The sequence below is a fragment of the Streptomyces sp. NPDC034043 genome, from assembly GCF_055575675.1.
In genome coordinates this window covers 48,737-60,349 of sequence record NZ_JBVISF010000009.1, presented here as the reverse complement: position 1 = coordinate 60,349, position 11,613 = coordinate 48,737, and the positions used below count along the sequence as shown (strand labels likewise).

Annotated in this window: 9 protein-coding genes; 8 read left to right on the top strand and 1 reads right to left on the bottom strand. The window is 75.7% G+C overall.

The features are described 5' to 3' along the window. Positions 1–330: 330 nt before the first annotated feature. Complete coding sequence (locus ACZ51S_RS21885) at positions 331–1,677, bottom strand: type III PLP-dependent enzyme domain-containing protein (protein WP_468478814.1); 1,347 nt, start codon at positions 1,675–1,677, stop codon at positions 331–333. Between the two features lie 106 nt (positions 1,678–1,783). Here ACZ51S_RS21885 and hutU point away from each other — a divergent pair, with 106 nt between their 5' ends. The 8 genes from hutU (at position 1,784) to ACZ51S_RS21845 (ending at position 11,563) form a co-directional block, all read left to right on the top strand. Next, positions 1,784–3,448 (top strand): urocanate hydratase, encoded by a 1,665-nt coding sequence (hutU, locus tag ACZ51S_RS21880; protein ID WP_468478815.1) that lies wholly within the window; start codon positions 1,784–1,786, stop codon positions 3,446–3,448. 62 nt (positions 3,449–3,510) lie between these two features. Continuing rightward, positions 3,511–4,701, top strand: coding sequence for an allantoate amidohydrolase (locus ACZ51S_RS21875; RefSeq protein ID WP_468478824.1), 1,191 nt, complete (start codon positions 3,511–3,513; stop codon positions 4,699–4,701). After that, the gene (locus ACZ51S_RS21870) at positions 4,692–6,032 is read left to right on the top strand and encodes a formimidoylglutamate deiminase (protein WP_468478816.1); all 1,341 of its coding nucleotides are present in this window, start codon (positions 4,692–4,694) and stop codon (positions 6,030–6,032) included. Before ACZ51S_RS21875 ends, ACZ51S_RS21870 begins: the two co-directional genes overlap by 10 nt. Before the next feature lie 34 nt (positions 6,033–6,066). Then, positions 6,067–7,245, top strand: a complete 1,179-nt coding sequence (gene hutI / locus ACZ51S_RS21865) for an imidazolonepropionase (RefSeq protein WP_468478817.1) — start codon at positions 6,067–6,069, stop codon at positions 7,243–7,245. A 138-nt stretch (positions 7,246–7,383) separates the two neighbouring features. Next, complete coding sequence (locus ACZ51S_RS21860; protein WP_468478818.1) at positions 7,384–8,070, top strand: LPXTG cell wall anchor domain-containing protein; 687 nt, start codon at positions 7,384–7,386, stop codon at positions 8,068–8,070. Between the two features lie 15 nt (positions 8,071–8,085). Further along, positions 8,086–9,135: a COG1470 family protein gene (locus tag ACZ51S_RS21855; RefSeq protein WP_468961742.1), complete on the top strand. Its 1,050-nt coding sequence runs from the start codon at positions 8,086–8,088 to the stop codon at positions 9,133–9,135. Beyond that, positions 9,132–10,229, top strand: a complete 1,098-nt coding sequence (locus ACZ51S_RS21850) for a neocarzinostatin apoprotein domain-containing protein (RefSeq protein WP_468961740.1) — start codon at positions 9,132–9,134, stop codon at positions 10,227–10,229. Before ACZ51S_RS21855 ends, ACZ51S_RS21850 begins: the two co-directional genes overlap by 4 nt. Beyond that, a complete protein-coding gene (locus ACZ51S_RS21845) occupies positions 10,226–11,563 on the top strand; it encodes a hypothetical protein (RefSeq protein ID WP_468961738.1) in 1,338 nt (445 codons plus the stop codon). Before ACZ51S_RS21850 ends, ACZ51S_RS21845 begins: the two co-directional genes overlap by 4 nt. Positions 11,564–11,613: the final 50 nt, after the last annotated feature.

Genomic DNA, 11,613 nt, shown 5'->3' with positions numbered 1-11,613 from the left:
CCGTGGCTCCGCCCAGGCGCCCGCCCCCGCGGCCCGGCCCCGGCGCCCGCCCCTGCGGCCCGGCCCCGGCCCGGCTTCGGGCCCAGCCCCAGCCCCGGCCCTGCGTGCGGCTTCCGGCCCCGGCGCATGCCCCTGCGGCCCGGCCCCGGCGGGTGCCCCCGTGGCCCGGCCGCGGCGGGTGCCCCCGTGGCCCGGCCGCGCCGTCTGGCCCCGCGGCCGCCTCGGGGCCCGCTCCTTCGGCCACGCCCTGGGCGTCCCTCCGGCTCCGGCCCCGGCACCTGCCCCCGGCCGCGCCGTCTGGCCCCGCCCCCAGCGCCTGCCGCCCCGTCCCTACAGCAGCGCGTCCCGGTAGGCGCCGCCCGCCTCGGCGACGATCTCCGCCACGGACTGCGCCGGGCGGGCCAGGGTGAAGCGGACGGGGTCCTGCGGGGCGGGGCCGGCCGTGAAGCCGTGGACCGCCGGGCGGGGGAGGCTGTTGTAGCCGTAGTGGGCGGTGAAGAAGTACGCGCCGGTGTCCGGGACGGCGATCACGTCGCCCGGGGAGAGTTCCGGCAGCTCCCGGGCGGTGGCCAGCAGGTCCCCCGCGAAGCAGGCCGGGCCCGCGATGTCCTGCGCCACCGGAGTGCCGTTCCTGGCGGCGCCCCCGGCGTCGTACGCCAGGATCCGCAGCGGCCAGGCCGCCGGCGCGTACACGGTGCGGGTGGCCAGCTGGACGCCCGCGTGGGTCAGGGCGATGCGGCGGCCGCCCGCCTCCTTCGTGTACTCGACCCGGGCCAGCACCAGCCCGTGCTTGGCCAGCAGCGACCGCCCGAACTCGGTGACCAGCCCGTACGAGCCGTCGAAGAGCCCCGGCACGCCCTCGCGCAGGGCCGCCGCGTACGCCTCCCAGCCCGGGGTGTGCTCGTCCGAGGCGAAGTTCACCGGCAGCCCGCCGCCGATGTCGAGGGTGTCGACCCGCCGCTCCCCGGCGGCCGCGTTGATCTCCTCGGCCAGCGCGTGCAGCTCCCGCACCCCCTGCGCGATCAGCGGCAGCGGCACGCCCTGCGAGCCCGAGTGGGTGTGCAGCCGGGTCAGCCACGGCCGTTCCGCGAAGGCCCGTACGAGCGCCTCGCGCGCCCCCGGATCGCGCAGCGGGAAGCCGAACTTGGAGGTGGCGGTGGCCGTGGACAGGGCGTCGATGGCCCCGGCGCCGGTCTGGGGGTTGATCCGCAGCCCGACGGGGGAGCGGGTGGGGGCCGCCGCCACGAGGGCGTCGAGGCGCTCCAGCTCCTGCCGGTTGTCGGCGTTGACGGCGACCCCCAGGGCCAGCGCCGCGCGCAGCTCCTCCACCGTCTTCGCGGGGGAGTCCAGCACCGTCCGCTCCGCCGGGACCCCGGCGGCCCGGGCCAGGGCGAGCTCGCCGGGGCTGGCCGCCTCGCAGCCGATCCCGGCCTCCGCGAGCAGCCGCAGGACGGGGACCAGCGGGGCGGCCTTCACCGCGAAGGTGTGCAGGACGGGCGTGCCCGGTGGCAGGGCGGCCCCGAACGCGCCGGCCAGAGCGGCGGCGGAGGCGCGGATGCCGGCCACGTCCAGCAGGCAGACCACGGGCTCGCGCTCCAGCAGTCCCTGCTGCACGGCGGCCCGTACGGCCCGGTCACGGCGCTCGGCGGTGCCCTGCGTGTGCGTCTCGGCGGCCATGTCCGCCATCCCATCATCAGGCCGACCCGCCCGCAGCTGTTGACTGGAACTATTCATACCGCGAGGATGTGAATGGATTGACCAACACCGGAGGAGGCACCCAGCCATGTCAGGACCCCGCCCCGTACGGGCCGCGCGAGGCACCGAGCTCAGCACCCTGGGATGGCAGCAGGAGGCCGCCCTCCGGATGCTGCAGAACAACCTCGACCCCGAGGTCGCGGAGCACCCCGACAAGCTCGTCGTCTACGGCGGCACCGGCAAGGCCGCCCGCGACTGGCGCTCCTTCGACGCGATGGTCCGCACCCTGCGCACCCTCAAGCAGGACGAGACCATGCTCGTCCAGTCCGGCCGCCCGGTCGGCGTGATGCAGACCCACGAGTGGGCGCCGCGCGTCCTGCTCGCCAACTCCAACCTGGTCGGCGACTGGGCCAACTGGGAGGAGTTCCGCCGGCTGGAGCACCTGGGCCTGACCATGTACGGCCAGATGACGGCCGGCTCCTGGATCTACATCGGCACCCAGGGCATCCTCCAGGGCACGTACGAGACCTTCGCGGCCGTGGCCGCCAAGAAGTTCGGCGGCACCCTGGCCGGCACCATCACCCTCACCGCCGGCCTCGGCGGCATGGGCGGCGCCCAGCCGCTCGCCGTGACGATGAACGACGGCGTCGCCATCTGCGTCGACGTCGACCCGCGCGCCATCGAGCGCCGCATCGAGCACCGCTACCTCGACGTGAAGGCCGACGGCCTCGCCCACGCCCTCCGGCTCGCCACCGAGGCCCGCGACGCCCGCAGGCCGCTCTCCATCGGCCTCCTCGGCAACGCCGCCGAACTGCTCCCGCAGATGCTGGCCGAGGGCGCGCCGATCGACATCGTCACCGACCAGACGAGCGCCCACGACCCGCTCTCCTACCTGCCCGTCGGCGTCGACTTCGACGACATGGCCGACTACGCGGCCAAGGACCCGGCGGGCTTCACCACCCGCGCCCGCGAGTCCATGGCCAGGCACGTCGAGGCCATGGTCGGCTTCATGGACGCCGGCGCCGAGGTCTTCGACTACGGCAACTCGATCCGCGGCGAGGCCCAGCTGGCCGGCTACGACCGCGCCTTCGCCTTCCCCGGCTTCGTCCCCGCCTACATCCGCCCGCTGTTCTGCGAGGGCAAGGGCCCCTTCCGCTGGGCCGCCCTGTCCGGCGAGGCCTCGGACATCGCCAAGACCGACAAGGCGATGCTGGAGCTCTTCCCCGAGAACGAGTCCCTGCACCGCTGGATCAAGATGGCCGGCGAGCGCGTGCACTTCCAGGGCCTGCCCGCCCGCATCTGCTGGCTCGGCTACGGCGAGCGCGACCGGGCCGGCGAGCGCTTCAACGACATGGTCGCGAGCGGCGAGCTGGCCGCCCCGCTGGCCATCGGCCGCGACCACCTCGACTGCGGCTCCGTGGCCTCCCCCTACCGCGAGACCGAGGCCATGCTCGACGGCTCCGACGCGATCGCCGACTGGCCGCTGCTCAACGCCATGGTCAACGTGGCCTCCGGCGCCTCCTGGGTGTCCATCCACCACGGCGGCGGGGTCGGCATGGGCCGCTCCATCCACGCCGGCCAGGTCACCGTCGCCGACGGCACCCCGCTGGCCGGCGAGAAGATCCGCCGCGTCCTCACCAACGACCCCGGCATGGGCGTCATCCGCCACGTCGACGCCGGTTACGACATCGCCGAGACGGTCGCCGACGAGCGCGGCGTCCGCGTCCCGATGCGCGAGGGTGACCCCGCGTGACCTCGCCCCACGACCCGTCCCCGGCCGCCGCCCGGCCGGGGGCGGTGTCCTCCTTCCACACCATGTGGGCCGACCTCGCCCCGATCGGCCGCGACAGCGGCAGCGGCGGCTACCGCCGCTACGCCTGGACCGGCGCCGACGCCGACTGCCGGGCCTGGTTCCGGGCGCAGGCGGAGGCCCGCGGGCTGACGTACGAGGTGGACCGCAACGGCAACCAGTGGGCCTGGCTCGGCGACCCCCTCGCCGGGGACGCCGTGGTCACCGGCTCCCACCTGGACTCCGTCCCCGACGGCGGGGCCTTCGACGGCCCCCTCGGAGTGGTGTCCTCCTTCGCCGCCCTCGACGAGCTCCGCGCCCGCGGCGCCGCCCTCACCCGGCCGCTGGCCATCACCAACTTCGGTGACGAGGAGGGCGCCCGCTTCGGGCTGGCCTGCGTCGGCTCCCGGCTCGCCGCCGGACAGCTGACCAGGGAGAAGGCGTACGAACTGCGCGACGCCGACGGCGTCAGCCTCCCGCGGGCCATGGAGGCCGCCGGGTACGACCCGCAGACCATCGGCCCGGACCCCGAACGCCTCGCCCGCATCGGCGCCTTCGTCGAGCTGCACGTCGAACAGGGCCGCGCCCTCGACCTGTCCGGCGACCGCGTCGGCATCGCCTCCGCGATCTGGCCGCACGGCCGCTGGCGGTTCGACTTCCACGGCGAGGCCAACCACGCGGGCACCACCCGCCTCGTGGACCGCCGCGACCCGATGCTCGCGTACGCGCAGACCGTCCTCGCCGCCCGTCAGGAAGCGGCCCTCGCCGGCGCCGTCGCCACCTTCGGCAAGATCTCCGTCGAGCCGAACGGCGTCAACGCCATCCCCTCCCTCGTCCGGGGCTGGCTCGACTCCCGCGCCGCCGACCAGGCCACCCTCGACACGGTCGTCACGGCCGTCGAGAAGGCGGCCCGCGAGCACGCCGACCGCGACGGCATCGACCTGACCGTCGTACGGGAGTCCTTCACCCCGGTCGTCGAGTTCGAGCACGCCCTGCGCGACGAGCTCAACCGGATCCTGGGCGGGTCCGTCCCGGTCCTCGGCACGGGCGCGGGACACGACGCCGGAATCCTCTCCGGATCGGCCCCGACCGCCATGCTGTTCGTACGCAACCCCACCGGCGTCTCCCACTCCCCGAGGGAGTTCGCGGCCGAGGACGACTGCGTGGCCGGTGTCCTCGCCCTCGCCGACGTACTGGAAGGCCTGGCATGCCGCTGAAGACGTACTGGCTGGAACACGCCTGGCTCGGCGACGCCGTCGAGCCGGGCGTGGCCCTCGACGTGTCGGCGGACGGGCGGATCGCCGCCCTGCGCACCGGGACCGCCACCCCGCCCCCCGGCGCGGAGGCGCTGCGCGGCCTGACCCTGCCCGGCCTGGCCAACGCCCACAGCCACGCCTTCCACCGGGCCCTGCGCTCGGTCGTGCAGGTCGGCTCGGGCACCTTCTGGACCTGGCGCGACGTCATGTACAAGGTCGCCCAGAACCTCACCCCGGACAGCTACTTCGACCTCGCCCGCGCCGTGTACGCCGAGATGGCCCTGGCCGGCATCACCAACGTCGGCGAGTTCCACTACGTCCACCACGCGCCCGGCGGCACCCCCTACGCCGACCCGAACGCCATGGGCGAGGCCCTGATCGAAGCCGCGGCCGCGGCGGGCATCCGCATCACCCTCCTCGACACCGCGTACCTGTCCTCGGGCTTCGGGGAGGCGCCGAACGCGCACCAGCTGCGGTTCTCCGACGGCACCGCCGACGCCTGGGCGGAGCGGGTGTCCGCGCTCAAGCCCCGGGAGCACGCGCTGATCGGCGCGGCGATCCACTCCGTGCGCGCCGTACCCGCCGGCCGGCTCGCCACGGTCGCCGACTGGGCGCGGGAGCGGCGGGCACCCCTGCACGTCCACCTGTCCGAGCAGACCGCCGAGAACGACGCCTGCCAGGCCGCCCACGGCCGTACGCCCACGGAGCTGCTCGCCGACCACGGGGTGCTCGGCCCGCGCACCACCGGCGTCCACAACACGCACTTGACGGACGGGGACATCGCCCTGCTCGGCGGGACCTCCACCGGCACCTGCATGTGCCCCACCACCGAACGCGACCTCGCCGACGGCATCGGCCCGGCCGGCCGGCTCCAGCGGGCCGGCAGCCCGCTGTCGCTCGGCAGCGACAGCCACGCCGTGATCGACCTGCTGGAGGAGGCGCGGGCGATGGAGCTGAACGAGCGGCTGCGCAGCCGGACGCGGGGGCACTGGACCGCGAACGCCCTGCTGACGGCCGCCACCGCCGACGGGCACGCCGCGCTGGGCCTGCCGGACGCCGGCCGCCTGGAGGCTGGCGCCCTGGCGGACTTCACCACCGTCGCGCTGGACTCCGTACGCACCGCCGGCCCGCTGCCGCGCCTCGGCGCGGAGACGGCCGTCTTCGCCGCCTCGGCCGCCGATGTCCGCCACACGGTGGTCGGGGGCCGGCACGTGGTCCGCGACGGCGCCCACACGCTGGTCGGGGACGTCGCCGCCGCCCTCGCCGCATCGATCGCGGCCGTCCGCGGCTGACGCCGCCGGGACCGGAACCTCCCGAGAGGAACCCATGAGCACCACCGTCATCACCAACATCGGCAGCCTCGTCACCAACGACCCCGCCCAGGGCGACGGCGGCCCCCTCGGCCTGATCGAGAACGCCGCCCTCGTCATGGACGGCGACACCGTCGCCTGGACCGGCCCCGCCGCCGACGCCCCCGCCGCCGACGCGTCCTTCGACGCGAAGGGCCGCGCCGTCATCCCCGGCTTCGTCGACTCCCACAGCCACCTCGTCTTCGCGGGGGACCGCACCGCCGAGTTCAACGCCCGGATGTCCGGCCGCGCCTACTCGGCCGGCGGCATCCGCACCACCGTCGCCGCCACCCGCGCCGCCACCGACGCGGAGCTGGAGGCCAACCTGCTGCGCCACCTCCACGAAGCCCGCCGCCAGGGCACCACCACCTTCGAGACCAAGTCCGGCTACGGCCTCACCGTCGCCGACGAGGCCCGCGCCCTGCGCATCGCCTCCGCGCACACCGAGGAGGTCACCTACCTCGGCGCGCACATCGTCTCCCCCGACTACGCCGACGACCCGGCGGGCTACGTCGACCTCGTCACCGGCGAGATGCTGGAGGCCTGCGCCCCGCACGCCCGCTGGGTGGACGTCTTCTGCGAGAAGGGCGCCTTCGACGGCGAGCAGGCCCGCGCCGTCCTCACCGCCGGCGCCGCCGCCGGGCTGATTCCGCGCGTCCACGCCAACCAGCTCTCCCACGGCCCCGGCGTACAGCTCGCCGTCGAGCTCCAAGCCGCCTCCGCCGACCACTGCACCCACCTCACCGACGCCGACGTGGACGCCCTCGCCCAGGCGGCCGGCGTCACCGTGGCGACCCTGCTGCCCGGCGCCGAGTTCTCCACGCGCGCCCAGTGGCCCGACGCCCGCCGGCTGCTCGACGCGGGCGCCACCGTGGCCCTGTCGACCGACTGCAACCCCGGGTCCTCGTACACGAGTTCCATGCCGTTCTGCATCGCCCTCGCCGTCCGGGACATGGGCATGACCCCCGACGAGGCGCTGTGGGCCGCCACCGCCGGCGGGGCCCGCGCCCTGCGCCGGGGCGACATCGGCCGTCTGGCGCCCGGCGCCCGCGCGGACCTGGCCCTGCTCGACGCCCCGAGCCACGTCCACCTCGCCTACCGGCCGGGCGTCCCGCTCGTCTCCGCCGTCTGGCAGCGGGGGGTGCGCGCCGCCTGACCGGCGGCGGCGCCCGCCCGCCCGCGCACCGCCCGAAGCGCCGGCCGCCCTTTGTCTTCCCTCCGCGAGGTCCCGGGCGTACCTTGTGCCACCGATCTGATGTGCCGTCAGTAAGTTGTGGCCGAGGGGAAGACGAAGGTGTCCGACCGGAAACGTTCCACCGCACTCGCGCTGGCGTCCGCGCTCGCCGGATCCGCGGTCCTGCTCGCCGCCCCCGCGGCCCACGCCGACGTGGTCGACGTCCAGTACGACTGCCAGACCCCGATCGGCGACAAGTCGGCGGTCTCGCCCATCGACATCAAGGCCGTCAAGGAGGGCGACGGCTACAAGCTGACGATGTCCTTCCAGAAGGGCGTCTCCTCCAGCCCCATCGAGCTCGGCAAGGGCGCGATGAACCCCAGCGCCGTGATCATGGCCGACGGCGCGGAGAAAGCCTCCGTACCGGTCTCCGGACCGCCCAACCCCGAGGCCGCCCCCGCCAACACCCCCATCAAGATCACCGACCTCTCGGGCACCTACACCCCGAAGAAGAGCGGCAAGGTCACCTTCACCGCGGGCGTCCTCACGATCAAGGCCATGGGCACCACCACCACCTGCACCCCGGGCAACAGCCCCCGGCCGTCCCTGGAGCTGGACGTCACGGCGGCCGGCGGCGGCGCCCCGCAGACCGGCGGTCCGGGCGGCGAGCCCACCCTGCCGCAGACCGGCCCCGCCGACTCCGCGCTCGCCCTCGGCACCCTCGGTGCCACCGTGCTGCTCTCCGGCGCCGCCGGGGTGCTCTGGCTGACCCGGCGCGGCCGCCGGCCCCAGCGGACCAGGTCCTGAACGGAGCGCCCGCCCGTGCTCCACGTCCTCAAGCGGCCCGGCGCCGCACTGCTCGCCGCCGCCACCCTGTACGGGACCGCAACCCTGTACGGGACCCCGGCCGCGGCCGCCGATGAGCCCGGCTGGACCGCCGGACCGGCCACCGCCCGCCCCGGCCCCGCGCGCCCGTCCTTCTACCTCACGGGCCCCGCCGGGACCGTCCTGGAAGACCGCCTCGCCCTCGACAACCCCGGCGCCCGCGAGCACACCGTCACCCTGCGCGGGGCCGACGCCCACCACACCCCCGACGGAGCCCTCGCCGTGCGCCCCGCCGCGCCCGGGTCCGGAGCCCGCCCGGCGGGCCCCGGGTCCGGCGCGGGCTCCTGGATCAGCTTCGGCGGCGCCACCACGGTGAAACTCCCGCCCCGCACCCGCGCGGTGGTCCCCTTCACCGTCACCGTGCCGCCCGCCGCCCCGCCCGGCGACCACCCCCTCGCCGTCGTCGCCTCGGAGGCCGGCCGCGAGACCGGGGTACGGGTCCACCTGCGGGTCGGCGGCCCGGCGGTGGCCGCGCTCACCGTCGAGGACGTCTCCGTACGCGGCCACGGCGCGGCCACCGTCATCGACTACACCCTGGTCAACCGGGGCAACGTCGCCCTCGCCCCCGAGCTCGCCCTGAGCGCCGAGGGCACCCTCCGCGAGATCCCCGCCCGGCCCGCCCGCACCCTGCCCGTCGAGCTGCCGCCCGGCCGGCGGGCCCGGCTGAGCGAACCCTGGCCCGCCGCGCCCGCCCTCGACCGGGTCGCCCTCACCCTCACCGTCACCGCCCCCGGAGCGGCACCGGCCACCGCCACCGCCCCGGCGTGGCTGGCGCCCGGCGGCAGGGCCACCCTGGCCGCCGGAGCCCTGCTCACCGCCGGCGGGACCGTACTGGCCGCGCTGCTCCTCGTACGCGCCCTGCGCGCCCGGCGCTCGCGGCGCGCGGAACCGTACGGGCCGCCCGGGCGCCCGCGGGTCCGCGGCCCGGAACACGAGCGGGAGCACGAGCACGAGCACGAGCACGAGCTGACGGGAGCCCCCAGGTGAGCCGCACGGCCGGCGCGAAGCCCGCGACCCCCCTCGGCGCGGCCCTGGCGGCCCTCGCCCTGGCGCTGCTCCCGCTGCTCCCGGCCGCCGCCCCCGCCGCCGCCGACGAGGCGGAACCCACCGCGGCGCTCTCCCTCCAGGAGGCGGCCAAGGGGACCGAGATCACGGTCACCGGCACCGGCTGGCGGGCGAAGACCCTCGTCATGCTGCTGGTCTGCGGCCAGAACATGATCGGCGGATCCAACAGCTGCGCCAACGCCGAAGGAGCGGCCGTCTCCGTCACCGACGACGGCCGCTTCACCGCCCGGCTGCCCGTCGCGGAACCGCCCAAGCCCTGCCCCTGCGTGGTCCACGTGACCTCCGTCAACGGGGACCGGTCCACGGTGGCGGTGCCGATCAGGATCACCGGCCATCCGGTGGCTGACCTGCCCGCCGAGTCCGGCACCGCCCGGCTGGCGCTGCTGACGGGGGTCCGGCTCAAGGGCGGGGACGGGGTGCTGACCTGGTTCGGCGCCCCGCCCGGCCGCACGTTCACCGCCACCGTCGGCAACCTCGGCGCGGCCCCGGTCAAGGACCCCGTCTTCCAGCTCGGCACCGCGCACGGGGTCTTCGCCCCGGTGTGGGAGGAGGCCCGCTGGAAGGGGACGATCCCGCCGGGCGGCAAGGCGGAGGTCGCGCTGGACGTGGCCCTGCCGGCGGGCGCCCACGGCGACTACACCGTCTCCCTCAAGTACGGGGACACGGTCCTGGCCACACAGCCCTGGGGCGTGGACCGCCCGTACGGGGTGCTGCTGTTCTGGGGCCTGCTCCTGGTGGTGATCCCGACGGCGCTCTTCCGCCTCGGCATGGCCGTCGTCGACCGGGTCCGCCCCCGCCCCGGGGCCCCCGGCCGCCACCGGGGCGCCCGGAAGGCCCCCGACGCGGCCTCCCCGGGCCCGGAGGCGACCGCGCGCCCGCCGGAGGTCCCCGCCGTACGGGCGCCCGACGCCCCGACGGCGGTCCTGCCGTGGTTCACCCCGGAGCCGCGGGACGCACGGCCCCCACAGACGTCCGCACCGTCCGATCACAGTCCGACGACGAAGGGACCATCGTGAAGACCCAACGGAGGGCGAGCGCGGCCGTGGCCGCGCTGCTGCTCGGCGGCGCGGGTATCGCCGTGGCGGCTTCCCCCGCCCAGGCCGCCGAGGCCACGTTCAAGGTCAAGTGCGTACCGCCGGCCGGCGGCGGCGATCCGGTGGAGGGCGAGACCACCGCCAGGATCACCGCCCCGGCCACGGCCAAGGTCGGCGACGAGGTCGACGTGTCGTGGGAGACGGTGAAGCCCGCCTCGAACAACACCGACCTGATGGTGATCCCGAAGGACTCGGTGCAGCCCACCGGCTGGCTCACCGTCGGCGGCGGGGGAGGGGAGGTCAAGGTCGTCGGGGAGAAGAAGAACCCGGAGATCCCGAAGAAGGCCCCCATGGTGATGTCCACCATGAAGGGCAAGCTGAAGCTGACCAAGGCCGGGAAGATCACCGTCACCCCGGGCAAGTACGAGGTCGCGGTCACCTTCTCCTTCGGCACCTTCGTCACCAAGTGCTCCCCGGTGGGCGAGGTGAAGGGCGGGGCGACGATCGACGTGTCGGGCGGCGGCGGCAGCGGCGGCACGACGAGCGGTGGCACGACGACGGGCGCCACCTCCGGCGGGTCCACCACCTCCGGCGGGTCCACCACCACGGGCGGCTCCACCACCACGGGCGGCACCACCGGAGGGGGCGGCGGCCAGACCGACTTCCCCGGCAAGCCCGTCGAGGTGGCCTACGACTGCGGCGCGGTCGTCCCCGGCGGCATCAAGACCCCGGTCACCGTCAACGCCAGGAAGAACGCGGGCGGCGCCTACGACCTCACGGTCAAGACCGCCAAGGGAGCCATGGCCGCGCCCATGGCCCTGCCCGCCGGGGCCCTCAAGCCCTCGATGGACATCAAGCTGGGCGGCGCCGACAGCGGCACGGTCAAGGTCACCGGCCCGGCGAACGCCGAGCCGATCCCCGACAAGGCCCCGGTCAGCCTCAGCGACATGACCGGCACCTACAAGCCCGGCAAGACGGGCAAGGTGACGCTGAGCCCCGACCAGCTGACGATCGACGTCACGATGGCCCCGGGCTCGACCCCGATCAACGTGCCCTGCAAGGCGGCCAGCAGCGGGGTCTCCCTGGAGCTGGACACCACCGCCCAGCCGGGCGGCTCCGGCTCCACCACCGGCGGCTCCACCACCGGCGGCTCCACCACCGGCGGCTCCTCGGCCGCCTCGGGCGGCCTCGCCGAGACCGGCGCCGGTGACGAGGGCGGCGTCAAGGCGCTGGCCCTGGTCGCCGGCACCGTGATCCTCCTCGGCGGCGCGGTCTTCACCTTCACCCCGTGGCGCCGCCTGCGCGGGCCCCGTTGACCCGTACGCGGACAACGGAACGGCCCGGCACACCTTCCGGTGTGCCGGGC